Below are 24,741 nucleotides of genomic sequence, written 5' to 3'. Positions count from 1 at the left end.
TCGCCAGGAGCCTGCTCGAAGCCGGAGGATTCAGACCCCGACTACACCCTCGATCGTGAAGAGCCACCATAACGTCACTTTATGATTTCGTGTAGCCCCTGTTAGGAATCTGTGGAGAACTGGGGGTTTTCCACAGATCCCAGATCATCTGGCTGCAAGATCCGGGATCTGGCCCTATGTTTGCCGGCATGAGCTTCGCCGTGACCCTGGTGCATACCCCGGGCAGTATCAGTCCTGCCCGATGGCAGCAGTTGCGTGCCGCGGCCCCGGGAGGTTTCGACCACGAACTGCGTGTAGTCCTGAAAAGCTCCACCGGCAGCCCCACCGGGGAGGGCTCCATCCACGGTGCCGCCCTGGAAAGTGCCCTGCGCGCTTTCCTCGACCATCCTGCGGAACTTCAGCTCAGTACCGCAGGACATCTGTTGAGCGAACTGCCTGCGGGATCTCGCCACTTGCACCCGGGAATGGTGGTGCGGATCGCGGAAGAAGACACCCCATTGCAGCCGCTGCGCCCACCTCAGCTGAGCCTCTGTGTGGACACCGGGCCCGATGCCGGCCGGCTGATTCCGCTGCGCCGTCGTCAGTATTCGATCGGACGAGGATCGGTGGATATTCAGATCTCTGATCCCCGGCTCTCCCGCGAGGAGGGAACACTGCAGGTCGATCGCAGTGGGGTCCGGCTTCGGCGCAGCGATGCGGCCGAGACCATCACCTCCGAATCTGAGCTCCTGCTGGGCTCTGGGCGGTGCCAACTGGCAGTCTCATCTCCGCAGCCGGGGCCCACGGTGAATTGGCCTCCACCGCGGGTTCCGATCGGGGGCAACCCCCCTGAGGGCAAACAGCGGATGATGTTGGCCTTCGCCCTGGTGCCCCTGGTCGCCGGCCTGGTCCTGGTGATGGTGACCCGAATGTGGTTCTTCCTGGTCTTCAGTGCAGCTAGCGCTTTAGTCGCCATCGGGGTCTATATCCATGGCGCCCGGCAGCGCCGTCGATACCGGCGGAAAGTCAGGGAAGCAGCCGACCGCTGGGCAGAGCACGTCCGCCGCGCATTGGCTTGCCCGGGGTTGGTGACCAGCAGACTGCGCGCGGGCCTGCCCAGCCCCACCCCCACCGCTGACTGCACCCCCGTGGTGCGCCTCGGCACCGGGGAGCTCAGCGCCGAACTGGATTTCGGCCCCTCGGCCTCAAACACTGAGGCCTATCTCCGCGACCTCAAACAGGACTGTGCGGTCGGTATCGAACTCACCGGCGGGGAAATGACCCACCTCCAGGCGCCCCTGCGCGAGACACTGCGGATCTGCCGCTGGATTCTGGTGCAGCTTGCCCTGAATCCTCAGCGGCCACAGGTGGTGCTCATCGACGACGGCGCCCTCGCCCCACCCTTTGTCTTCCGCGACCTGCCCTGGTTCCGGGTCCAAGGCTCAGAGATGTCGGACCCTGGTTCCGAGACTGCTGAGGCCTCTGCAGTGACCGGTGAACCTGCGCTGACCGATGAACCTGGGGTCCTCGTTGCCATCAGCACAGTGCCTGAGTCGCTGATCCGCCAGGCCCTTCAGGAGGGCTGGCATGTGATCCTCGGGGAGGCTGCCGCCATCTGGGATGAGGTGCCCGGCTGGTCGGTGGATGCTGCAGCTGAGGTTCTGCGGATTGGTCCAGAGGGCGCTGCCGGTTATGCCTCAGGTTTCCGCTTCGAGGGCATAGTCGAATCCACCCTGGCCGAGCAGTTGAGACTTGCACTGAGACAGATCCGCTCCGGCAGCACAACTGCTGGGCTGCCCACTGCCTGCACACTGCCGCTTCCGCAGAAACTGTTCACCGCCTCGGCCCAGCAGGGGTTGGTGGCCCAGCTCGGACGTGGCGCACACGGCGAGCGCGAGCAGCTGGACCTGGTCAGCGATGGCCCCCATATCCTGCTGGCAGGCACCACTGGGGCAGGGAAATCCGAGCTGCTCAAGACTCTGCTGCTCTCCCTTGCTGCCGACTACCCGCCCTCTGAGTTGGCACTGATGCTCATCGATTTCAAGGGCGGGGCCAGTTTTCACCGGATCGCCAAGCTGCGGCATGCCCTGGGATTGGTCACCGACCTCTCCCAGGCGCAGGCCGAACGCACTCTTGAGGGCATCCGCAGTGAACTGCTGCGCCGCGAGGAGCTCTTCCTCGCTGCCGGCGCCGGGGATTATCTGGAGTTCCGCCAGCTCAGGCCCGAGGATGAGCTCCCTCGGATCGTGGTGGTCATTGATGAGTTCCGGATCTTCGCCCATGAGCTGCCGGATCAGCTTGATGAACTGATGAGACTGGCGACCTTGGGGCGTTCGCTGGGTCTACACCTTGTGCTCTCCACCCAGCGCCCCCAGGGCGTGGTGACCGCAGATATCCGGGCCAATATCGGTTCCAGCATCAGCCTTCGAGTTCGCACTGAGGAGGAATCGCGAGATGTCATAGGCTCCCCGGAGGCTGCCCTGATCTCCCGGTTGACTCCGGGCCGAGCAGTCATCCGCCGGGCCGGTGAGCCCCCAGTTCCCTTCCAATCGGCCCAACTGACCTCTGCCGATGCAGTGCCGGTGGCTGTCCCCGAGACCACCGCAGGTCTGGCCAGGCCAGCCTCGGAGAACACCGCCGACGACGACGCCGCGGCAGTGATCTTCCACGCTGCGGTGGCGGCCGGCTTGGCACGTGAGCACACTCCCCTGTTGCCTGATCTGCCCAAGACGTTGAGTGCTGAGGAGAGGTTGGCTCCTGTGCATGCTGAGTCCGCGGTCCTGCTGGCCCGGCTGGATGATCCGGCCCGACAGCTGCAATCTGATCTGATGTTGGATCCCCAGATTCCAACATCCTTCGCCCTATTGGGTGAGTCCGGCGCCGGGGCAGCCGCTGCCCTGGCTGCAGTGGCGAACCAGCTGGCACTGTCTCCGACTCCGACAGACCTCTATCTGCTGGATGGGGACAGGTCCCTGGCCGAATGGGCCGATCATCGGCGCACCGGGGCCTGGCTGACCGAGGAGGATATCCCGGAGACGGAGTATCTCCTCGATGCTCTGGTGGAGGAACTAGCTGCACGTCGGCTCTCCGGGCAGCGGGCTCAGACCCCCTGTGTCCTGATCGTCACCGGTTATGCGCAATGGCATGCTGCCGCTCAGATGAACCCCGGGGCCCTGGAGCATCAGCTGGGCACCCTGGCCGCGGAGGGGCCTGCAGTGGGGATCTCCGTGCTGATCGCCGGGGGCCGGGAGCTGGCAGTGAGCAAACTGCAGGGCCGAATCCCCGCGCGGATCTACCTGCCCTTCGGCGCCAGTGAGGAGGTCAGCTATCTCTGGCCAGCACTGCGCAGTGTGGACACCTTGCCGGGCCGCGGAGTCTTGATCAGTGCCACGGCGGCATCGCCGGGGCTGGCGCTGCAGTTGGTCAGCGCCGCACCGGAGCCGGCGGAGAGTCACCGGGGGCCGGCCGGCGTGGAAGCCCTCCCCGCCCCTGCGATCCGGGTTCGGGCCCTGCCCAGCAATATCTCGGCCTCAGAGATCACTGACAGTGCAGAATCCGAGGAGGCCGCCGGCGTCGTCGTCGGTGTGGAGCAGTTCACCTGGGAGCCGGCGAGGCTGCGGCTGAGCCCGGTGAATCTCATTCTCGGGGCACCACGTACGGGGAAGAGCACGGCGTTGGAACTGCTGGCCCAGCAGATCCCAGGGGCCGAACTGATCACCCCGTTGACGCAGACTCCCGCATCCCTTCCAGAAGTTCTCTTGGTTGATGATGCACAGGGCTGTTCGGAGGCTCAGCATCAGGTCATCCAGCAGGCGGTGACTGCCGGCGTGCCCGTGGTGGCCACTGCCCAGCCTTCGGCCGCGGTGTTCAGCCAACTGCCCTGGGCCCATGCGGCACGGCTGGAGGGCAGCAACTTCATTCTCTCCCCCACCGCTCGAGCCCAGGCCGATGCCTTCGCTGCGATGATCCCGGTCCTGGAGCGCCCCATTCCCGGTCGTGCCGTGCAGCTGCGGCCCGAAGGTCCCCGCCTGATCCAGTGGGCTCTTCCGGATCACAGCCTCCCCAGCGACTAGTGATGGTGACTGGCATGTTCATGCTCGGGGAAGTCCAGTTCGTAGTCCCGGGGGTCGGTGCTCTCACCGGGGATCATGCCATTTACTACTACGTGTCAATATTTTATTACACGTGTAAGCGGTGAGCGATTCGAGATCGAAGGGTGTCAGAGCTGCCGCCGATTAGTCTTCTCTCATTTCAGGTAACTTCAAGCGTTTCTCCGGCACATGCTGAGAGTCCGGGCGTGCAATGGATGGCATGAGCGATTCACATGGACCCATTTTCCGTTCCACCACCAGCATCCTCTCCATCAGTGCCGCTGCCGCTCTGGCACTGGCCGCCTGCGCCCCCGATGACGCAGTAGAGGACGAGGACGCCACCCAGGAAGACACCGCCCAGGACGATCAGACTCAGGATGATCAGCAGGACGACAGCGTAGAGGCCGAGGACACCTCCGATGACGCCGATACCGATGCCCCCGAAGTTGATGGTGCCGCAGATGATGACGCCACCGCCGAGGAGGACACCACTGAGGACGATGCAGCTGAGGCCAGCGGGGACCACCCCGTCTACCAGGCACTGGAGGCCGCTCTGGCGGAGTACCCCGACGGTGTGATCACCGAATTCGAGGACAACACCAATGACGGCGGCTACGTCGAGGTCTTCGTCTACGACGGCTCCACCGAATGGGAGCTCGAGGTCGACTCCGAAACCCTCGAGATCATCGACACCGAGGACGACGGCATTGACTCCGACGACGAGCAGGAAGCCCAGGCTGTAGAGATCGATATTGCCGAGGCCCTGCAGACGGCCGAAGAGGAGTCCGGCGCCGAGCCCAAGGACGGTGAGCTCAACACTGAGGGCGGCACCGTGGTCTGGGAATTCGAGATGACCAATGACGTAGAGGTCTACGTCGACGTAGCCACCGGTGAGGTTGTCAAGACAGACAGCTAGTATGTGGGGGTGACATGTGAGCCGCCCACCCGTGAACGAAACCTAACCGGCTTCTCGCCGAAGGCCAGGGCATGGCGTGCCTTCTTCGAAACCTCGGCGCTGATCAGCGACCGGATGGAGAAGCGGCTGCATGCGGTCACCGGCCTGAAGCTGGCCGATTACAACCTACTCCTACTGCTGACCGAAGCAGAGGACCATCAGCTGCGGATGGGGGAGTTGGCCGAACGTATGGTCTTCTCCCCCTCCCGGCTGTCCTACCAGGTGAAGTCCCTGGCCCGCCGGGGACTCATCGAACGCTGTATCGACGAGAACGATAAGCGCGGAATGACCGCCCGGCTCACCGATGAGGGCCGTAAGGTCTTCGCTGCGGCATCCAAAGTCCATGCCCAGCACATCAAACAGCTCTTCCACCCCGCCCTCGATGACGCCCAGGCAGCGGATCTCGAGCAGATCTGTGAGCAAATCCACCAGACGGTGGAACAGAGCGAGGACTTATAAGCCCTGCAGAACCCCCTCAGGAGCCCTGGGGACGGATCAGCTTCAGCTGCACGGAATCGGCACGCTCACGCAGCAGCTCGACATCCTCCAGTGCGGCCTGTACTGCGGCCAGGGCCAGCCGTGCACCCACCTGATCTGTCTCAGGTTCGACGACGACGCCGATGCTCAACTCAGGGCCACTGCCTCCACCGGCAACGCGGATCCCCTCGGCAGTTTCACTCAAGATCCCAGCACCGGGCCCCAGCTGAAGACCGGTGACTCCGGGGCACTGGGCCGGGATCGGTTCCAGGGCTGCGGCCAGTTCGGCATCCTGATAGCTGGGGGTCCATTCCTTGCCCTGGGCCAGGGCTTCGACTGCTGGCCGGCGGATCACGAAGGTGAAATCCGCCCCGGGGTCCAGAACCGCCAGCTCCGCCCCTTCAGCCAGGGCAGCGAGCATCACCCGTTCGGCTTCTGCGGCCACAGGGCGGGCCTCAGGGTGCCAATGGGTCAGGGCCTCCACTGAGGTGAAGAACGGCATAGTGGCCCGCCCGTCCTTAGCAGTCAGGGTCACCAGGGAGATCGCAGCCTCTTTATCCCCATGCTCGGCATCGCCCTCCCCGGTGGCGATCACCGGGGCGAAGAGCCGCTGGCCGGCAAGTGCGTTGACCAACTCCGCCTCAGTGGACTCCCCCGCCCGCAGCCGCCAGCGAGCCTCAGCGATCTGAGGTGTGGCTAGGCCGTCGTCGCCGTCGAAGGTGTGCAGGGGATTGCCTTCACCGGAGAGGTCCCGGCCCTGCCAGGAGATGCCGGCGGAATCGGCCGCAGTACCGTCAGCGGCCCGGTTCTGCCGATGCAGGAGATTGGCGATATGGGCGGGAAGCTGTGCTCCGCCCGGCTCGGGGCTCATGAGGACTGCTGTGCGACCTTCAGCGCTTCGGGGAGGGTGAACTTACCGGCGTAGAGGGCTTTGCCCATGATGGCGCCCTCAACACCGGAGGAGACCATCTTGGCCAGGGCTTCCACATCCTCCAGGGAGGAGATGCCGCCGGAGGCCACCACCGGCTTATTGGTCTTGGCGCTGACCTGGGCCAGCAGCTCCGTATTGGGTCCGCGCAGGGTCCCGTCCTTGGTGACATCGGTGACCACATAGCGGGGGCAGCCGGCATCCTCCAGGCGGGTCAGCACCTCCCAGAGGTTGCCGCCCTCCTTGGTCCAGCCGCGTGCTGCCAGGGTCTCGCCGCGGACATCGAGGCCCACGGCAATGGCCTCACCATGACGAGCGATGGCCTTGGCGGTCCATTCGGGGTCTTCCAGGGCCGCGGTGCCGAGGTTGACCCGGGTCGCGCCCATCTCCAGGGCGCGGTCCAGGGACTCGTCATCGCGGATGCCGCCGGAGAGTTCGATCTTGATGCCGATCTGGTCGACCACGCGCTTGAGGATCTCGCGGTTGTGGCCCCGGCCGAAGGCGGCGTCGAGGTCCACCAGGTGGATCCACTCGGCTCCCTGGTCCTGCCAGGTCTGGGCGGCTTCCAGGGGGTCGCCGTAGCCGGTTTCGGAGCCGGCCTCGCCCTGGACCAGACGCACGGCCTGCCCATCGGCGACGTCGACGGCGGGCAGCAGTTCAAGGGCGGGGATTCCGGTGGTGCTCATAGTGTCTCGATCCAGTTCTGCAGCAGGGCCATTCCGGCGTCGCCGGATTTTTCGGGGTGGAATTGGGTGGCGGCCAGGGGGCCGTTCTCCACGGCGGCGATGAAGTCCGCCCCGTGGTGGGACCAGGTGACCTTCGGTGGGTGCATGGACTCGATGGTCTGGTCGAAGTCCCAGCTCTGCACCGCGTAGGAGTGCACGAAGTAGAAGCGTTCCTCCTCGAGGCCTTTGAACAGTTGGGTGCCTTCGGGTGCCTTGATGGTGTTCCAACCCATATGGGGCACGACGACGTCGGAGGGCAGGGCGGTGACCTCACCGGGCCACTCCCCCATGCCCTCGGCGGCGATACCGTGCTCGACTCCGCGTTCGAAGAGGATTTGGTGGCCCACACAGATGCCGAGCACCGGCCGGGATCCGGCGATCCGCCGGCCGATCCAGCGTGGGGCGTCGATGGCTTTCAGGGCGTCCATCACTGCGGCGAAGGCGCCCACACCGGGGACGACCAGTCCGCGGGCGTTGAGGATGGTGTCAGTGTCCTGGGTCAGGGTGACCTCGGCGCCGGCCCTGGCCAGGGCGCGGACGGCCGAGTGCACGTTCCCGGACCCGTAGTCCAGTACTGCAACGGTGGGCTTGGGGCTCACAGGGCACCTTTGGTGGAGGGGATCTCGTCTGTGCGGGGATCGGATTCCACGGCTGTGCGCAGGGCGCGGGCGAAGGCCTTGAACTGGGCTTCGACGATGTGGTGGGGATCCCGGCCGTCCAGGACCCGCATATGCAGGCAGATCCCGGAGTGGTAGGTGATGGATTCGAAGACATGGCGGGTCATCGAGCCGGTGAAGTGTCCGCCGATGAGGTGGTACTGCTGACCTTGGGGCTCTCCGCTGTGCACCAGATAGGGCCGGCCGGAGACATCGACCACGGCATGGGCCAGGGCCTCGTCCAGGGGAACGGTGGCCTCGCCGAACCGGCGGATGCCCCGCTTATCACCCAGTGCGGTGCGCAGCACTTCACCGATGACGATGGCGGTGTCCTCCACAGTGTGGTGGACATCGATATGGGTGTCTCCCTCGGCCTCGACATCGAGGTCGATCAAGGAGTGCTTGGCCAGTGCGGTGAGCATATGGTCATAGAAGGGCACCGTGGTGGAGATATTGGACTTCCCGGTGCCGTCGAGGGCCATACGGACGCTGACCCGGGATTCGCTAGTGGTGCGCTCCATCCGGGCAACACGGGGCTCAAGGAGTTCTGCTGGCATAAGGGTTCAATCCTATCGGTGCTGGAGGTAGGCCTGCAGGGAGGTCAGGAAACTGGTGGTCTCCTCCTCAGTTCCGGCGGTTACCCGCAGATGCCCTTCGATCCCGACATCGCGGACCAGGATGCCGTCATCGAGCAGGTGCTGCCAGGCTGCCCGAGCGTCTTCGAGCCCTCCGAAGAATACGAAGTTCGCATCTGAGGGGTAGGGCTGCAGCCCCATAGTGGTGAGTTCGCTGACGATGCGGTCGCGCTGGGTTTTGATCCGCTCCACATTGGCCATGAGGTTCTCGGCATGATCCAGTGCCGCGCAGGCCGCCGCCTGGGTGACTGCCGAGAGGTGGTAGGGCAGCCGAACCAGCCGCAGGGCGTCTGTGACCTCAGGTGCCGCGGCGAGGTAACCCAGTCGTCCACCGGCCAGGGCGAAGGCCTTGGACATTGTGCGGGTGACAATCAGCCGTGGCCGGGATTCCAGCAGGCTCAGGGCTGAGGGGGTGCCGGGCTGGCGGAATTCCCCGTAGGCCTCATCGACCACGAGCATGGTCTCGGATTCTTCCACTGCCGCATAGGCGGCCTCGACCACGCTGAGGTCCAGGGCGGTGCCGGTGGGGTTATTGGGCGAGCAGAGGATGACCACATTGGGGCGGTGCTCGCGGATCTGAGCGGCGACATCCTCAGGGTCCTGGGTATAGCCGGGGCCGCGAGTGCCGGCGATGTAGTCGCTGTAGACCCCGCGGGCGTAGAGGGGGTACATCGAATAGGTGGGCGGGAAGGACATCACACTGCGCCCGGGACCGGCGAAGGCCTGCAGGATATGCTGCATGACCTCATTGGAGCCGTTGCCGGCCCAGATCTGTTCTGCGCTCAGCTCCAGTCCGGTCTCTGCATTGAGGTGACCGGCCAGCTTCTGCCGCAGGGTGGTGAATTCACGGTCCGGGTATCGGTTCAGTGTCTCGGCGGCACCGCGGACTTCCTTGGCGATGGCATCGATGACGTCGGCGGGGACGTCATAGGTGGTCTCATTGACGTTGAGCATCGCCGGGACATCGATCTGTGGTGCTCCATAGGGGCTTTGGCCTTTGAGCTCCTCACGGAGCGGGAGGGCCTCCAGTCGCGATTCAGTCACCAGTCCATGTTAGTCGACCGGGATATGCAGGACCTGCCCGGGTTCCAGCTCGGAGGACTCCAGTCCATTGAGTTCGGCGATCTGGCCGATCAGTTCCTGGGTATTGGATCCGGAGTCGGCGGCCGAAGCGATGGACCACAGGGTCTCGCCTTCGGAGACGGTGACAGTTTCGGCCTCAACCCCGGTGTCTCCGACGGTATTGGCCTGGGCCTGGTTCATCAGGGTCGAGGTCAGGAAAAATGCTGCTGCCAGGACAGCTGCCGCCAGCAGTGCGGCGGGCAGGCCGAGCAGGACCAGGCGTCCGCGGCGGGTGAGGGTGAGGCCGTTGCGGTTCAGTCCGGAGTCGGTGGCTGTAGCAGTCATGGGGAAGCTCCTCCTGTTTCGAACTTGTGTTCTATGTATAGCACATCTATTCGAACCTTTTCTAGGACACTCGGAGATATTTATGGAATCTGTCTCCGAAATCCCGTATTCTGTGTCACAGGTTCGAACCGACATTCGATGACGGGTGTCAACAGATCCAGTGGAACACCAGGGGTGGACATGGCGATGTTCCTCCGGAAAGGAAGGCCCAGAATGAGCGTTGAAGACAGCGCCGAAGACACTGCTAACAGCACCGGTGATTCCGGCCAGGAGATGCCTCGGCTGACCTACCGGCAACGTCGGATCGTGGATATGATCCAGAACTCGCTGGCTGAGCGCAGCTACCCGCCCTCGATGCGGGAGATCGGTGACGCCTGCGGCCTGGCCTCCCTCTCCTCGGTGACCCACCAGCTCTCTCGGCTGCAGCAGATGGGATATCTGCGCCGGGTGCCCGGTAAGCCCCGCGCCATGGTGGTCATCCGTGATTCAGCCGGCAATCTGGTGGAGGAGACTGCCCCCTCGGCAGCTGACTCCACTGTGGTGGATCTCGATGACTACCGCCCCGGATCCGACACCCGGGTGGCTGATGTGCCCCTGGTCGGTCGAATCGCTGCCGGTGGCCCCATCCTGGCCGAACAGCAGGTCGAAGATGTGCTGCCCCTGCCGCGTCAGATCACCGGCGAGGGTGAACTGTTCATGCTGAAGGTACGCGGTGATTCGATGATCGATGCCGGTATCTTCGAAAACGACTGGGTCGTGGTCCGGCGTCAGCCCGATGCCGATAACGGCGATATCGTCGCCGCACTCCTGGATGAGGAGGCCACCGTGAAGGTGCTGCGGCGGCGCGATGGGCATCAGTGGCTGCTTCCGCAGAACCGGATGTATGAGCCCATCATCGGTGACGAGGCCACCATTATGGGCAAGGTCGTCACCGTTCTGCGCTCCCTCTAGAGCGCTGGTGAGTTTTTAGGAAGCGGCGGCGAGGCGGCTCAGCGCACTGCGGGCTGTCTCACCGTCGTGTGTTGGCCAGAACGGCGGCATCGATCTCTTCAGGAAATCCCCGTAGCGGGCCGTGGCCAGACGCGAATCCAGAACTGCCAGCACCCCGCGGTCCTCTGCCGTGCGAATCAGCCGGCCCGCCCCCTGGCTGAGTCGAATGGCCGCATGGGTTGCCGCAACGCGCATGAATCCATTGCCACCGGCCTTGGCCACCTCCTGGCTGCGGGCAGTGTTCAGGGGGTCATCGGGACGTGGGAAAGGAATCCGGTCGATGGCCACCAGCCGGCAGGAGCGTCCCGGAACGTCTACTCCCTGCCAGAGACTCATGGTCCCGAAGAGGCAGGTCTTCTCCTCCTCGGCGAATTGGCGGACCAACGCCGACATCGTGGACTCTCCCTGACAGAGGATCGGGACGTCCAGGGTTTCGCGCAGTTCCTCGGCGGCCTGCTCGGCAGCCCGCTTGGAGGAGAACAGCGCCAGGGTCGCTCCCCCGGATGCTTCGATCAGTCCTGCCAATTCCTTGCGCTGGGCTTCCTGGGTGCGCAGCGAGGGTGGCGGCAGATGTTTGGCGACATAGAGCATCCCCTGCTTGGGGTATTCGAAGGGGCTGCCCACATCCACTGATTCCCAGGCCGGCGCCTGGGAACCCAGCAGCCCCAGGGAACCGGCCAGCGGCTCGAAGCTGTCGGCGATGGTCAGCGTGGCTGAGGTCATCACCACCGTTCGATCACCGAAGAGACCTTCCCTCAGCCGCCCGGCGACACTGGTGGGAGCCACATACAGCATTGGGGGGTCACTGATATCGGCGGGCTGGTAGCCCTGTCCGGGTGTGAAGGTCGCCGGTCGGTCCACCCAGATGACATCGTCGGTGTCCTGGGCACTGAGCATCCGTTCAGCCACGTCATAGACAGCCTGCAGCCGCGCCCGTGCATTAGTGCGGCCCGGCTGGGCCTCGGAGCCGCTTTCCTTGGAGTCCTTCAACCCCTGGTGGGCGGCATTGCGCAGAGTCTCCACTGCTGCGGCCTGCTGCTCGTTGAGCAGCCCGGTCTTCCTCGGACCGCCGAGCAGCCCATCGGGCACACCGTTGAAGGCAGCCTCGATTCCGGTACCGGCTGACTGGATGTCCTCGACGTTGATAGCAGTGTGCTTGCGCATGGAGCTGGCTGCGGCCTGCACCATCTGGGCCGAGAGCTGCCCGGTCACCGCAGAGGTGACCCGGTCTGCAAGCTCATGGGCCTCATCGATGATCACCGCATCATGTTCTGGCAGCACCTCCAGGCCTTCGAAGGCGTCGATGGCCAGTACCGCGTGGTTGGTAATCACCACATCCGATTCGGCGGCATGTTTACGCGCCAGCTCGGAGAAGCACTCTTCGATCATGGGGCATTTCTTGCCCAGGCAGTCGACTGCATTGACCGAGACCTGACGCCAGGCCTTATCAGTCACCCCTTCGTCGAGATCATCCCGGTCACCGGTCTCCGTCTCCTCGGCCCATTCCCGCAGCATGACCACCTCGCGGCCGGTGCGGGTGGTGGGCTCATAGCGGATGCCGCCGGTGGGTTCGGTCTCGGCACTGAAAAGTGCCTCCTCGGCCTCGTCCTCCTCGGGGAAACCGCCGGCAAGCTTCTGCTTGCAGAGGTAGTTGGCCCGGCCTTTGACCAGCCCCACCTCTACCGGCCGGGGCAGCTCGGATTCGATGCTCTCCAGCAGCCGGGGCAGGTCCCGGCCGATGATCTGTGCCTGCAGGGCCAGGGTCGCGGTGGAGACCACTACGGGCCGCTCAGCCTCCACGGCATGGGCGATGGCCGGCACCAGATAGGCCAGTGATTTACCGGTTCCGGTGCCGGCCTGAACCAGCAGGTGTTTTCCAGTCTGGAGGGACTGCGCCACATGCCGGGTCATCTCCTCCTGGCCCTCACGGCGAGTACCCCCGAAGGCGTCAACGGCAGTCGTTAGGAGACTGGTGGCTCGCTGCGCGGGATCCCCTTTACGGCGTGGGCTCACAGGCTGAACTCTGCGAGGGCCGGGGCCAGCGAGGGCCGAACTTTGACCGAGAGCCGGGTACCGGTCTCCTCGTAACTGGTGGCGAGAATCTCTGCGTCCTCAGCGTGCAGCCGGGCGACCACCTCGCCGTGTTCATAGGGCACCAACAGCTCCAGTGGGACATTCGGCCGCGGGATGGATTCGCTGATGAGTTCCTTGAGTTCAGCGATTCCGGCGCCGCTGCGGGCTGAGACCACTGCAACATGGGGCTCGCGCCGTTTGATCCGGTCGATCACGTGATCCTCAGCGGCATCTGCCTTATTCAGCACGATGATCTCGTCCACGGTATGGGCGTCCACCTCGGAGAGCACCTGCCGCACGGCAGCGATCTGCCCCTCCGGTTCGGGATGGGAGGCATCCACGACGTGGAGGATCAGATCAGCGTCAGCGACCTCCTCCAGGGTGGAGCGGAAGGCCTCCACCAGCTGGGTGGGCAGCTGACGGACGAAACCCACCGTATCGGAGAGGGTGTAGCCGATTCCGTCCGGGGTGACCGCTTTCCTAGTGGTGGGGTCCAGGGTGGCGAACAGGGCGTTCTCCACCAGGACCCCGGCGTCGGTAAGCCGGTTGAGCAGGCTGGATTTGCCAGCGTTGGTGTATCCGGCGATGGCCACTGAAGGCACAGCATTACGACGACGGTTGGCGCGTTTGGCGTCCCGGGCCGGCTTCATACCGGCGATCTCCCGGCGCAGTTTGGCCATCCGCTGGTTGATGCGGCGGCGGTCCAGCTCGATCTTCGTCTCACCGGGACCACGAGAGCCCATACCGGCACCACCGGCACCAGTCTGACCACCGGCCTGACGGGACATGGACTCACCCCAACCACGGAGTCGGGGCAGCAGGTATTCCAGCTGCGCCAGTTCCACCTGGGCCTTACCCTCTCGGGATTTGGCGTGCTGGGCGAAGATGTCCAGGATCAGCCCGGTGCGGTCAATGACCTTGACCTTGACCACATCCTCCAGGCCACGGCGCTGGGAGGGGGCAAGCTCGGAGTCGACCACCACAGTGTCTGCACCGAGTTCGGCCACGGCCTCTTTGATCTCGGCGGCCTTACCGGAGCCGAAGAAGGTGCCTGGATCCGGGTGGGTGCGCCGCTGGATGAATCCGTCTAGCACTGTTGAGCCGGCGGTTTCGGCCAGGGCGGCCAGCTCTCGCAGGGAGTATTCGGCCTCGGCCACCGATCCGGTGGTCCAGAGTCCGGCAAGCACCACGCGTTCGAGTCGCAGCTGCCGGTTCTCGACCTCGGTGACATCCTCGAGCTCAGTGGAGAGCCCCTCCACGCGGCGGAGGCTGCGACGTTCGAAGAGGTCGTATTGGTCGCCGTCGTGCTCGGTGTGCAGATCGGCCTCGGCCAGTTCGCGGGCCCGGCCGTCGAGGACATTGCGCCGCTTGGCCTCTTCCTCCTCGGTCATGGCCTCCTGCGCGGAGGCCTCACCGGCGGCGAGGATGCGGGCGATGGTCTCGTCAACGCTGGGGGTGTCGGTATGTGGGTGTTTCTGTTCAGTCATATATTCCTTGCCCGCAGCGGGAAGTCGACGATGACGGCGTCGTGGGTTCTGGTGCGGGACTTGAGTAGTTCTTGGATTCGGGCGTGCTCAACCGGTGCCGCGAGATGGCAACCGGGAGCATGTCTGAGGTACGCGCTCAGGCTGCGGGTCGAAGCCGGGCGTACTGCATGGGGCGAATCCACATGCGTACTATTCTATCAAGTGATGAAGGATGCGCATTATTTCCGCAGCCCCGAGGGTCCCTTTGAACGCCGGGAGATCTCGGTGGAGCTGGCCGGCCGTCAGACAACGGTCTCCACTGCCGGGGGTATCTTCTCCCCTGATGGGGTCGATAAGGGCACCCAGGTGCTGCTGCGTGAGGTCCCGGCCCCCGCATCCGGCGGGGATCTTCTGGACATCGGCTGCGGCTGGGGTCCGATCGCATTGACCATGGCGGTCCAGTCCCCGCAGGCCACAGTCTGGGCGGTGGATGTCAATGAGCGTTCCCGTGTGCTGTGTGCGGAGAATGCCCAGCGCCTGGGACTGGAGAATATCCGCGTCTGTGCCCCCGAGGAGGTGCCCGGCGGCATCCAGTTCGCCACGATCTGGTCGAATCCGCCGATCCGGATCGGCAAGCAGGCCCTGCATGAGCTTCTTGAGCTGTGGCTGCCTCGGCTGCAGCAGCCCCAGACCGGTGAGGACCCGGCTGAGGCGTGGCTGGTGGTGCAGAAGAATCTGGGCGCAGACAGTCTGCTGACCTGGATGAAGTCCATGTTGGCTGTGGTCGGGGATGATTTTGCCGCCGAGCGCGCGGCCAGTTCCAAGGGGTTCCGCATGCTTCGGGTGACCCGGGAGCAGGTGCAGGCTTGAGTCAGAGCATCGAAGCTCTGGAGGAAGAGGTCATCTTCGGCGAATGGCGCCGACTTCGCGGTGTCTCCGCACGGTCTCTGCAGCGCACCTCTGCCCTCTTGGACCAGCTGGGCTATGACCCCGCTACCTGCGGCCACCGGATTATCGGGGTGGTCGGTTCAAAGGGCAAGGGGACGGCTAGCGCTTACACCTCGGCAACCCTGGCGGGATTGGGTCTGAAGGTGGGCACAGTGATGAGCCCCGGGGTGCTTTCGAATGCCGATCGGATCCGCATCGATGGTCAGGCTATCGGTCCCTCCGCCCGACGGTGGGCTTTGGAGCGAATCCATGAGGCACGCAGCCGGCTTCCGGAGGCCAGCGCTGACTCGGGCTATCTGGCTCCGACGGGTCTGTTTTTGGTGATGGGGTTTCTGATTGCCCAACGGGCGGGAGTCGATGTGGTGGTGGCCGAGGCCGGTATCGGTGGTCTCTCCGATGACCTCAGCCATTGGCCGCTGGATACTGCGGTGGTGACCAGTATCTTCGGTGAGCATCTGGATATCTTGGGGCCGACAGTTGCCGATGTGGCCCGGGATAAAACCGGGGTGATCACTAAGGCCACCCACCAGGTGATCAGCTGCCCGCAGAGCCCTGAGGCAGCCCAGATCCTCACCGATCGCTGTGCCGAGGTCGGCGCAAGGTTGATCGGCACTGAGGCCAGCAACACCGGGAAACTGCCCGCAGAGGCCTATGCGTTGGTGGATCACTTACCGGCAGGCTTCCAGCGGGAGAATGCTGCCGCCGGTGTGACGGCTGGCTTGGCACCGGCAGATGGCCAGCCGGTGGATACCCAGCATCTGAAGCAGGTGGTGGGTTCGGTCAGTTACCCCGGGCGGTTGTCTCTGCATGAGGTACCGGGTGTTTCCGGGGGTCAATGCGTGGTGGATTCTGCCGTCTCCGGGGAGGGCCTGGAGGCAGCCCTGAGATTCAGCGCCTCCGCACTGGGTACCGGCCTGGATCAGGTGTTGGTGTGTCTGCCTCCGGAGAAGGATCTGCCGGGCTTCATCAGTGCCCTGGAGGGGGTCGAGGGCGAGAAGGTCTTTGTGGAGCTGCCGGGGGCCTATATCGGGACTCCGCTGCGCTCCCAGTGGCCCGATGCCCCTGGCTGGAGCTGGTTGCGTCTGGAGGACCTGGGCGAAGTCGTGCATGAGGCCGACTCCTCGGCTCAGCTGCTGCAGCAGTTGGCTGGGCGTCGGAGCCTGGCGGTGGGCACCGTGCTGTTCACGTCATTGGTGCTGCGCAGTCTGGGCGCAGATGCCTGGCGGCTTTTTACTCGGTGAGCAGTTCTCCGGTGTAGACCAGTTCTGCTGGTCCTGCCAGTTCCACGTCCTCGGCGCCGTCCTCCCGGGAGGTGAACCGGATGGTGACTTCTCCACCGGGGACTGCCACTCTCCAGGTGTCTACGCCGTCGCCGGCTGCCCAGACGCGTACCGCCGCGGCTGCCGCGCAGGCGCCGGTTCCGCAGGACATGGTCTCCCCGACCCCGCGTTCGTGTACGCGCATCCGGACTCTGCCTTCGCCGTTTTCGATCAGGGGGTCGGCGGGGACAACGAACTCAACATTGGTCCCCTGCGGCGGGTTGGGTTCGACTTTTGGTGGGGTGTGCAGGTCGAGGTTTTCCAGGGCCTGTTCATTGGGCAGGGCGACGACTGTGTGGGGGTTGCCCATGGAGATGCTCAGTGCCGGCCGGGGGTCGTTCTGCCCGGGTGTCTGGACCAGAGAGTCGGAGGCGGAGTCTGCGGCCATCTCGGGGTCGATGAAGGACCAGACCCCCATACCCACGGCGTAGCCCTCGCTGACCTGGCGGACGGTTTTGATTCCTGCCCGGGTGAGCACAGGGATAGATTCGGCATCTGGGTCCACGGCCTCCTGGTTGATCAGGAAATGCGCGAAGGCCCGGACTCCGTTGCCGCACATTTCGGCGATGGAGCCGTCTGCGTTGCGGTAGTCCATGAACCACAGGGGTGCCTCCGCCGAGCTGGTGAGGCCGGTTTCGGCCAGCATTCGGCCGGCTTCGGTGTCCTGGTGGGCTGGTACCGCACGGATGAGCCCGTCGGCGCCAACACCCATATGCCGGTCACAGAGCTTTTCGACCAGGGCAGCATCGAGCTTCTGGCTGCCGGTGGCATCGGCGATCATCACGAAGTCGTTCCCGGTGGCCTGGGCCTTGGTGAACGTCAGAGGGGTTGTGGCCATACCGTTATTCAACCAGTTGCGGCCCTGATTACTTCCATCGCCTGCTCGGTGAGGTTATCGGCCGGTGCATCGAGCCAGTGGATGCGGGGGTCGGCGCGGAACCAGGTTTCCTGTCGGCGGGCGAATTTGCGGGTGGCGATGATAGTTTCTTCCACCGCTTGGTCTACAGAGAGCGCCCCGTCGACGACGCGGAGGAACTGTTGGTAGCCGATGGCTTGAGCGGCGGTTCTGCCTTCGCGTAGGCCGGCTGCGGCGAGCTGGCGGACCTCTTCGAGGAGTCCGGTTTCGCTCATCTGGTGAACGCGTTCTTCGATGCGCTGATGCAGCAGCGTCCGGTCCATGCGGATACCCAGTTGCACAACCGGTTCGATGCTGGGCTCATAGCGGCGGACTGGCATATACGAGGTGAAGCTGCGCCCGGTGAGCCGGATGACTTCCAGTGCTCGGACCAGCCGCCGGTCGTCTTTGATGACTGCCGCGGATTCGGGGTCGGCTTCACGCAGTTCCTGGCGGAGTTCGGCGGCCCCATCGGCTTCGAGTTCCTGTTGGATCTGTTCGCGAAGCTCGGGGTCGGTGGGCGGGAATTCGATGACATCGGTGACCGCCCGGATGTAGAGACCGGAGCCGCCGACCATAATGGGGGTTTTTCCGCGGGCCCGGATGTCTTGGATCACTTCGCGGGCGGTGTTTTGGTACTCGGCAACGGAGGCCTCTTCGGTGACCTCGAGGGTGTCGAAGAGGTGGTGTGGGGTCTCTCCGCGTTCGGCGGGGGTGACTTTGGCGGTGCCGATGTCCATGCCGCGGTAGAACTGCATGGAGTCGGCGTTGATGATTTCACCGTCGAGGGCTTCTGCCAGGTTGAGGCTGAGCCCGGTCTTCCCGGAGGCGGTGGGGCCGACCAGGGCGATCAGTGGTTGCACTGCGGCGCTGTTCACTGAGCCCGCAGGGTCGGCATGCCTAGGGAGACTGAGCCCGGTTTGCTTCCCTCGACCTGGGTGGTGCCCACACCGCAGGAGTCTGCCTGCCAGCGGTCCCAGGCATCGCCTGCCCGGGAGCGTCGCAACTGGTAGTCGCTGGCGGCGGGGTCGGAGAGCAGGTGGAAACTGCCGGCTTCGGTAATCGGGACGGTGACGAAGTCCCCTGGCCGTGGGGTGGGGCTTCCTTCGGGGATGCTGAAGTGGACCAGCCGGTTATCGGGTGCTCGTCCGGTCAGCCGGCCGGTCTGCTCTCCCTTGGATCCGGAGTCTGCGGTGACCAGCAGTTCCTGGGTGGTGCCGACCATGGCGGCGTTCTCCTCAGCGGTGATCCGGTTCTGCAGGGCGATCAGCCGCTCGAAGCGTTTCTGGACGATCTCCTTGGGGATCTGGTCTTCCATCTCGGCGGCCGGGGTGCCGGGCCGTGGGGAGTATTGGAAGGTGAAGGCTGAGGAGAACCGGGAGGCTTCGACCACGCACATGGTGTCTTCGAAGTCTTCCTCGGATTCGCCGGGGAAGCCGACGATGATGTCGGTGGTCACTGCCGCATGCGGCATCCGTTCGCGGACTTTGTCGAGGATGCCGAGGAACTTCTTGCCTCGGTAGGACCGGCGCATGGCTTTGAGGATGCGGTCGGAGCCGGACTGCAGGGGCATATGTAGTTGGGGCATCACATTATGGGTCTCGGCCATGGCGTCGATGACGTCATCGGTGAAGCTGGCCGGGTGTGGGGAGGTGAAGCGGACGCGTTCGAGTCCTTCGATCTCTCCGCAGGCGCGCAGCAGTTTGGCGAAGGCGGCACGGTCGCCGAATTCGACCCCGTAGGTGTTGACGTTCTGGCCCAGCAGGGTGACTTCGACGGCGCCGTCATCTACCAGGGCCTGGACTTCGGCGAGGATTTCGCCGGGCCGGCGGTCCTTCTCCTTCCCGCGCAGGGAGGGCACGATGCAGAAGGTGCAGGTGTTATTACAGCCCACTGAGATCGAGACCCAGCCCGAATGCACGGATTCGCGTTTGGTGGGCAGGGTGGAGGGGAAGGTTTCCAGGGCCTCGAGGATTTCGATGGAGGCTTCCTGGTTGTGCCGGGACCGTTCCAGAAGTGTCGGCAGGGAACCGATGTTGTGGGTTCCGAAGACGACATCCACCCAGGGGGCGCGCTCAAGGACAGTGTTCTGGTCCTTCTGGGCCAGACAGCCGCCCACGGCGATCTGCATCCCGGAGGATTCTTTGAGGGGCTTGAGCTGCCCGAGGTGACCGTAGAGCCGGTTATCGGCGTTCTCCCGGACTGCGCAGGTGTTGAAGACCACGAGGTCAGGGGTCTCACCGTCGGGGGCTTTGGCGTAGCCGGCGTCCTCGAGCAGTCCGGAGATGCGCTCGGAGTCGTGGACGTTCATCTGGCAGCCGAATGTGCGCACCTCGTAGGTGCGTTCTGCGGTCTGGGTGTCAGTGCGGTCCAGGAGGGCTTCAGTCATAGGTGGCCCATTCTACCGGGAGCTGCCTTAGGCGGCGCGTTCCTCGATGGCTTCGCGGACCAGTTGGATGGCTGCCCCGGGGCTGTGTCCGCGTCGGCCTAGCATGCTCACCAGCCGGCGGGTGAGCTTATCGCGTTCCTTACGGTCCTCGGGCCCAGTGCCGGTGGGTATAACGACGCCGCGCAGCTTGTTCTCGATGAGTTCACGGGCGGCACTTTGCTCGTCCTCGGCGGTGAGCTGTTGCAGGGCTGATTCGATGTCCTCGGCTCCGACGCCTTTGTCCTGCAGCTCCCGGCGCAGGGCTGCTGCGCCGAGGCCTTTGAGCTCATGCCGGATGCGCACCCAGGTATGGGCGAACTCGGCATCGTTGACCAGTTGGACCTCTTCCATCCGATCCAGGACTTCAGCGATGGTCTCCTCTGAGAATTCCTTCTCCCGCAGAGCCTCTGCCAGCTGGTGGCGGGACTTTGGAGAGCCGGTCAGCTTCCGCAGCACCAGGGCCCGGGCTTTGGAGTATTCATCTCCTCCCCCGCCGCTGGTCTGCTGCGGCGTCTTTTCACCCTGCTGACCATGGGGCTGATCCTCTTCGGCGGTTTCGGCTCCACCGCCGAAGAGCTCAGAGGTCAGCTCTCCGGCCTCGTATTTGGCCAGGGTCTCCCGGAGCGCTTCGAGTTTCTGATCAGTCATGAGGCTCCTCTACCGATCCAGTGCCCGCATGGCAACATCAGACTGCCTGGAGTGCGGGCTCCTCGCCATCGCCGCCTTCAGTCTTGATGATGCCGAGCTTCTCCTTGATCTTGTGCTCGAGCTCATCAGCAAGGTCGGGATTGTCCTTGAGGAACTGGCGGGCCTTCTCCTTGCCCTGGCCCAGCTGGTCGCCGTCGTAGGTGAACCAGGCGCCGGATTTCTTCACCAGCCCGTTCTCCACGCCGACGTCGATCAGCCCGCCTTCACGGGAAATGCCCTCACCGTAGAGGATGTCGAACTCGGCCTGCTTGAACGGCGGGGCCATCTTGTTCTTCACGATCTTGGCCCGGGTCCGGTTGCCCACGGCGTTGACGCCTTCCTTCAGGGTCTCAATACGGCGGACGTCGACGCGGACGGAGGCGTAGAACTTCAGGGCCTTACCACCGGAGGTGGTCTCCGGGGAGCCGAAGAAGACACCGACCTTCTCACGCAGCTGGTTGATGAAGATCGCGGTGGTGCCGGCCTGAGCCAGCCGTCCGGTGATCTTACGCAGCGCCTGAGACATCAGGCGGGCCTGCAGGCCCACATGGGAGTCACCCATCTCGCCTTCGATTTCAGCGCGGGGCACCAGGGCTGCCACGGAGTCGATGACCACCACATCCAGGGAGCCGGAGGAGACCAGCATGTCCATGATCTCCAGGGCCTGCTCACCGGTATCAGGCTGGGAAACCAGCAGGGAGTCAGTGTCCACACCCAGCTTGGCGGCGTAGGTGGGGTCCAGTGCGTGCTCGGCGTCGATGAATGCGGCGATTCCGCCGTTCTTCTGCGCATTGGCCACTGCATGCAGGGCGACTGTGGTCTTACCCGAGGATTCCGGACCGTAGATCTCAACCACACGTCCGCGGGGGAAACCTCCGATGCCCAGGGCTGCGTCCATGGCGATGGAGGAGGTGGGGATCGCCTCGATGGGGGCTCGGGTCTCATCACCCAGGCGCATCACCGAGCCCTTGCCGTACTGCTTGTCGATCTGGGCCAGCGCTGCCTCGAGGGCTTTCTGACGGTCTGGGCTGTTAGCCATGCTTCACCTCGTGAAATCGTGTAGTTGTGCTGACACCTTCCAACTTAGGTGCAGCCCCGGACATGCCGATGTTCCATCCTGCGATCTGTGGATTTCCCCGCGTGTTGGGGCCGGTAGATCACTTCCGGGGAAAACTCTACGCCTGATCGAATAAAGATTCGAGCAACACGCCGAGGCTCAAGGTTTCGGCGGAATATCCCGGCCAAGTCGACGCGATTCGGGCACATCCTGCTGATCACAGACAGCCTCCCACACATCCCGGGTGGGGACCCCGGCGGTCAGCGCCTCCTTGGCGGTGAGCTGATACTTGCTCAGCACAAGCTGCCCGGCCAGCACATGGGCGTAGTTGGTGCCGAACTCATCCTCCATGAGCATCCAGAAGCGGGATTCGCGCACCGGTTCAGGCGGCCTTCACGTCCGGCGAGGCGCCGTCGTCGTCGTTGTCTGAGACTTCCGGAGGTGGGGCGTTGCCGGCTCCGTAGGCGGCCTCATATTCGGCATAGGTCTTGTTCATCTTGGTCAGCAGTCCCGAGAGGGTCATAATCTCCTCTTCGCTCCAGGGCTCGAGCATATGCAGATACCGTTCGGAGCGTTCCTTCTGAGCTGCCTCCAGCCGCGCGCGGCCCTCTTCGGTCAGCGAGATCACCAGGGCCCGGCCGTCCGCAGGATCAGCCTTCTTGGTGATGAACCCACGCTCGGCCAGGGTGGTCAGCTGGCGCGAGAGGGTCGGTTTTCCGATGCCGAGGTGCTTGGAGATACTGGTCATCCGCTGGGCACCTTCACGTTTGAGGGTGAAGAGTACAGAGTAGGCGGCAGGTTCGATCTCGGGATCGATGGCCTGGGCCATCTGGATCGCATTGTGCCGCCGACGCACGAAGAGGCGGTAGAACTCCTCCTGGAGCTCCTTGACGTGGACACGGCGATCCTCAGAAACCATGCGTGTCAGTCTAGCGGCAATAAGCCCCGACCGCTCCAGATGGACCTTCAGCGCCGGTCATGAGCAGCTACGGCACCGCTGCTGTGACTTCAGGCGTGCAGCGCGGCGAGGCCTTGCCGAGCGGGAACCGCGAGATCAGGGACCCCTGCAGCCGCTAAGTCGGCTGTGCGGGCTACCTCGTGGCGAGGCGAGCAGGGTCTCCCCGCCACCGGAACACTCAGTGCAGGCCAGCGTAGGCCGGACGGCTCTCCAGGGGGTTGTCCCCACTGACAGCTCCGGCAGTGCTGAACTCGCGCTGCAGTTCGGTGGGCACGGTATCGGGTACGCCGAAGCCCTCGGCGGCAGCGATACGCTCGGCGACCTGGAACAGCATGGCTGCCAGGGGAACGTTGAGCGCAGTGCAGATCGAGGCCAGCAGCTCAGAGGATGCTTCCTTCTGTCCTCGTTCGACCTCGGAGAGGTAGCCCAGAGATACGCGCGCGTCGTGGGAGACATCGCGCAGGGTGCGGCCCTCTTCCTGCCGGATGCTGCGCAGCACGTCTCCGATTTCCTGGCGCAGCACAACGCCCTTGGCCTCACCGCCGGCCTCAGCTGGCATGCCTTCGGCCTCGGTGTCCTTCCAGCGGGTCACCCCGTTGACTGTGACTGGCTGTCTCACCATGACATCTCCCTTGAGAGTACGACTTTCGAATAGGCCAACTCGTTCTACCGCCGATTTGTTCCCACTGTAGCGGGTATCACTGAGGTGTCCACTAGGCCTCCGGCAGGCCAGGGGGCTCAGTGTGCAGGAAATCGCTGATCAGTTTCAAGGCGGCTTCCACGCTGGCTTCGCGGATCGCGGCCCGGTCGCCGTCGAGGTCGAGCAGTTTATACCCGGCCAGTTCATCTCCCTCTTGGGCCTCATGCCGGTTGCAGTCCTCGGGGAGGGTCAGGTTGTATCGTTCGACGGCCTCGGCCCCGGCGGCGATGCCCAGGTAGACCGTTCCGACGTCCTTGCCCTGATGCGGTTCCGGTCCGGCCACGCCAGTGGTGGAGACTGCGATGTCGACGCCACAGGACTGGGCTGCTCCCAGAGCCATTTGGGCGGCGACGTCGCCGTCGACGGCTCCTCTGTCCTCCAGCAGCTGGGAGTCGACCTTGAGCACATTGAGTTTGACCTGGTTGGAGTAGGCGACCACTCCCCCCAGCAGGGCGGCTGAGGCCCCGGGGACCTCTGCGATCCGGGAGGCCAGGGCTCCTGCGGTCAGGGATTCGGCAGTGGCCAGGCTCAGCCCGCGGTGGCCCATCCGCTGGATGATCTCTACGGGGTCAGTCTTCTGCTCGGCGTGTTCTGCGACCTTCTCGGCGTCACCTTCAGTTGCCATTGGCTGCCCTCCTGATTCGCATGGCCTGGATGAAGTAGTCGATGCCGGTGACCACGGCTACCACCGCGCTGGCCAGTACGAGGCCAAAGCCGGCGTAGTAGATCAGCTCTCCGATGCTCAGCCCGGCGATCTCGCTGAGGCCCAGGGCCACCGGCAGCAGCATCAGCTGCAGACCGCCGGCCTGGAGCATGGTTTTGAGTTTGCCGCCGCGGGAGGCGGGCATGACCTGAGTGCGGATCATGACCATGCGCAGCACGGTGATGGCCAGTTCGCGAACCAGGATGACGATGGTCACCCACCACCAGAGTTCGCCGAGCAGGGACAGCATGATCAGTGCGGCCCCGACCAGCAGTTTGTCTGCGATGGGATCGGCGATCTTGCCGAAGTCGGTGATCAGATTACGTTTGCGGGCGAGGTCGCCGTCGATGAAGTCGGTGATCATGGCCACCGCGAAAACGGCTGCGGCCACCCAGCGCCAGGGTCCGTCGCCGGCTTCCAGGGGCTGCAGTGCCCCGGCCCCGGAGGGTTCGGCGTCGATGACCAGCAGCACCACGAATACCGGCACCAGCACTATGCGGAGCATGGTGAGGATATTGGCGATATTCAGCAGTGGTACAGGCGCAGGGGGATTCATCTCAGCCAGGATACCCGGGTCGGCCCCGGGGCGTTTACCGCGTCGCTGTTGATTTACCGCGTACCTATAGGGACACGGTGTTCCGAAAGCTACGCGACAAACGGGGCA

Annotated in this window: 24 protein-coding genes; 6 read left to right on the top strand and 18 right to left on the bottom strand. The window is 64.4% G+C overall.

What is annotated here, in order from left to right; all coding sequences use genetic code 11:
- Positions 1-188: 188 nt before the first annotated feature.
- From HGQ17_RS13400 to HGQ17_RS13390, 3 genes are all read left to right on the top strand, one after another.
- Positions 189-4,052, top strand: a complete 3,864-nt coding sequence (locus HGQ17_RS13400; protein ID WP_168888455.1) for an FtsK/SpoIIIE domain-containing protein — start codon at positions 189-191, stop codon at positions 4,050-4,052.
- 238 nt (positions 4,053-4,290) lie between these two features.
- Positions 4,291-4,986 carry a PepSY domain-containing protein gene (locus tag HGQ17_RS13395; protein ID WP_168888454.1) on the top strand — a complete coding sequence of 232 codons (696 nt, stop codon included), beginning with the start codon at positions 4,291-4,293 and terminating at the stop codon, positions 4,984-4,986.
- Positions 4,987-4,995: 9 nt separating this feature from the next.
- Positions 4,996-5,484 carry a MarR family winged helix-turn-helix transcriptional regulator gene (locus HGQ17_RS13390; RefSeq protein WP_324615295.1) on the top strand — a complete coding sequence of 163 codons (489 nt, stop codon included), beginning with the start codon at positions 4,996-4,998 and terminating at the stop codon, positions 5,482-5,484.
- A gap of 16 nt (positions 5,485-5,500) precedes the next feature.
- Here HGQ17_RS13390 and HGQ17_RS13385 read toward each other — a convergent pair whose 3' ends face one another.
- The 6 genes from HGQ17_RS13385 to HGQ17_RS13360 are packed head-to-tail and all read right to left on the bottom strand — an operon-like array spanning position 5,501 to position 9,853.
- On the bottom strand, positions 5,501-6,373 hold the full coding sequence (locus tag HGQ17_RS13385) for an SseB family protein (RefSeq protein ID WP_168888453.1): 873 nt from the start codon (positions 6,371-6,373) through the stop codon (positions 5,501-5,503).
- Positions 6,370-7,116 (bottom strand): bifunctional 1-(5-phosphoribosyl)-5-((5-phosphoribosylamino)methylideneamino)imidazole-4-carboxamide isomerase/phosphoribosylanthranilate isomerase PriA, encoded by a 747-nt coding sequence (gene priA / locus HGQ17_RS13380; RefSeq protein ID WP_168888452.1) that lies wholly within the window; start codon positions 7,114-7,116, stop codon positions 6,370-6,372. Before priA ends, HGQ17_RS13385 begins: the two co-directional genes overlap by 4 nt.
- A complete protein-coding gene (gene hisH / locus HGQ17_RS13375; RefSeq protein WP_168888451.1) occupies positions 7,113-7,754 on the bottom strand; it encodes an imidazole glycerol phosphate synthase subunit HisH in 642 nt (213 codons plus the stop codon). Before hisH ends, priA begins: the two co-directional genes overlap by 4 nt.
- Positions 7,751-8,368 (bottom strand): imidazoleglycerol-phosphate dehydratase HisB, encoded by a 618-nt coding sequence (gene hisB, locus HGQ17_RS13370; protein ID WP_168888450.1) that lies wholly within the window; start codon positions 8,366-8,368, stop codon positions 7,751-7,753. Before hisB ends, hisH begins: the two co-directional genes overlap by 4 nt.
- A gap of 12 nt (positions 8,369-8,380) precedes the next feature.
- The gene (locus HGQ17_RS13365; RefSeq protein WP_168888449.1) at positions 8,381-9,490 is read right to left on the bottom strand and encodes a histidinol-phosphate transaminase; all 1,110 of its coding nucleotides are present in this window, start codon (positions 9,488-9,490) and stop codon (positions 8,381-8,383) included.
- Positions 9,491-9,499: 9 nt separating this feature from the next.
- Entirely contained in the window at positions 9,500-9,853 is a 354-nt protein-coding gene (locus tag HGQ17_RS13360; protein WP_168888448.1) for a LysM peptidoglycan-binding domain-containing protein, read from the bottom strand.
- Between the two features lie 273 nt (positions 9,854-10,126).
- Between HGQ17_RS13360 and lexA the strand changes: the two genes are divergently transcribed.
- Entirely contained in the window at positions 10,127-10,804 is a 678-nt protein-coding gene (gene lexA / locus HGQ17_RS13355) for a transcriptional repressor LexA (protein WP_168888458.1), read from the top strand.
- 15 nt (positions 10,805-10,819) lie between these two features.
- Here the strand turns inward: lexA and HGQ17_RS13350 are convergent, their stop codons facing one another.
- Positions 10,820-12,856: an ATP-dependent DNA helicase gene (locus HGQ17_RS13350; RefSeq protein ID WP_324615294.1), complete on the bottom strand. Its 2,037-nt coding sequence runs from the start codon at positions 12,854-12,856 to the stop codon at positions 10,820-10,822.
- Positions 12,853-14,403 (bottom strand): GTPase HflX, encoded by a 1,551-nt coding sequence (gene hflX / locus HGQ17_RS13345; protein WP_168888447.1) that lies wholly within the window; start codon positions 14,401-14,403, stop codon positions 12,853-12,855. The genes HGQ17_RS13350 and hflX overlap by 4 nt, the downstream gene beginning before the upstream one ends.
- A gap of 204 nt (positions 14,404-14,607) precedes the next feature.
- Here hflX and HGQ17_RS13340 point away from each other — a divergent pair, with 204 nt between their 5' ends.
- Positions 14,608-15,252 carry a class I SAM-dependent methyltransferase gene (locus HGQ17_RS13340; RefSeq protein ID WP_168888446.1) on the top strand — a complete coding sequence of 215 codons (645 nt, stop codon included), beginning with the start codon at positions 14,608-14,610 and terminating at the stop codon, positions 15,250-15,252.
- Positions 15,249-16,571: a folylpolyglutamate synthase/dihydrofolate synthase family protein gene (locus HGQ17_RS13335; RefSeq protein WP_168888445.1), complete on the top strand. Its 1,323-nt coding sequence runs from the start codon at positions 15,249-15,251 to the stop codon at positions 16,569-16,571. Before HGQ17_RS13340 ends, HGQ17_RS13335 begins: the two co-directional genes overlap by 4 nt.
- Here HGQ17_RS13335 and dapF read toward each other — a convergent pair.
- The 10 genes from dapF to pgsA all read right to left on the bottom strand — a co-directional run bounded on the left by dapF (position 16,561) and on the right by pgsA (position 24,633).
- Positions 16,561-17,487 (bottom strand): diaminopimelate epimerase, encoded by a 927-nt coding sequence (gene dapF, locus HGQ17_RS13330; RefSeq protein WP_168888444.1) that lies wholly within the window; start codon positions 17,485-17,487, stop codon positions 16,561-16,563. The two genes, HGQ17_RS13335 and dapF, sit on opposite strands and share 11 nt — an antisense overlap.
- Before the next feature lie 8 nt (positions 17,488-17,495).
- Positions 17,496-18,422 (bottom strand): tRNA (adenosine(37)-N6)-dimethylallyltransferase MiaA, encoded by a 927-nt coding sequence (gene miaA / locus HGQ17_RS13325; protein WP_168888443.1) that lies wholly within the window; start codon positions 18,420-18,422, stop codon positions 17,496-17,498.
- Complete coding sequence (gene miaB / locus HGQ17_RS13320; RefSeq protein ID WP_168888442.1) at positions 18,419-19,933, bottom strand: tRNA (N6-isopentenyl adenosine(37)-C2)-methylthiotransferase MiaB; 1,515 nt, start codon at positions 19,931-19,933, stop codon at positions 18,419-18,421. Before miaB ends, miaA begins: the two co-directional genes overlap by 4 nt.
- A 27-nt stretch (positions 19,934-19,960) precedes the next feature.
- Positions 19,961-20,620 carry a regulatory protein RecX gene (locus HGQ17_RS13315; RefSeq protein WP_168888441.1) on the bottom strand — a complete coding sequence of 220 codons (660 nt, stop codon included), beginning with the start codon at positions 20,618-20,620 and terminating at the stop codon, positions 19,961-19,963.
- A 37-nt stretch (positions 20,621-20,657) separates the two neighbouring features.
- On the bottom strand, positions 20,658-21,698 hold the full coding sequence (recA, locus tag HGQ17_RS13310) for a recombinase RecA (protein WP_168888440.1): 1,041 nt from the start codon (positions 21,696-21,698) through the stop codon (positions 20,658-20,660).
- 177 nt (positions 21,699-21,875) lie between these two features.
- A complete protein-coding gene (locus HGQ17_RS13305; protein WP_168888439.1) occupies positions 21,876-22,094 on the bottom strand; it encodes a DUF3046 domain-containing protein in 219 nt (72 codons plus the stop codon).
- A 4-nt stretch (positions 22,095-22,098) separates the two neighbouring features.
- Complete coding sequence (locus tag HGQ17_RS13300; protein WP_168888438.1) at positions 22,099-22,635, bottom strand: MarR family winged helix-turn-helix transcriptional regulator; 537 nt, start codon at positions 22,633-22,635, stop codon at positions 22,099-22,101.
- A 217-nt stretch (positions 22,636-22,852) separates the two neighbouring features.
- A complete protein-coding gene (locus HGQ17_RS13295) occupies positions 22,853-23,296 on the bottom strand; it encodes a helix-turn-helix domain-containing protein (RefSeq protein ID WP_168888437.1) in 444 nt (147 codons plus the stop codon).
- Between the two features lie 91 nt (positions 23,297-23,387).
- Entirely contained in the window at positions 23,388-23,999 is a 612-nt protein-coding gene (locus HGQ17_RS13290) for a CinA family protein (RefSeq protein ID WP_168888436.1), read from the bottom strand.
- Complete coding sequence (gene pgsA / locus HGQ17_RS13285; protein ID WP_168888435.1) at positions 23,989-24,633, bottom strand: CDP-diacylglycerol--glycerol-3-phosphate 3-phosphatidyltransferase; 645 nt, start codon at positions 24,631-24,633, stop codon at positions 23,989-23,991. The genes HGQ17_RS13290 and pgsA overlap by 11 nt, the downstream gene beginning before the upstream one ends.
- Between the last annotated feature and the right edge of the window lie 108 nt (positions 24,634-24,741).

Source organism: Nesterenkonia sedimenti (assembly GCF_012641515.1).
In the GTDB taxonomy this organism is placed as follows: Bacteria; Actinomycetota; Actinomycetes; order Actinomycetales; family Micrococcaceae; genus Nesterenkonia; species Nesterenkonia sedimenti.
The sequence above is the reverse complement of the archived record's forward strand: the minus strand, read 5'-3'. Positions and strand labels throughout refer to the sequence as shown.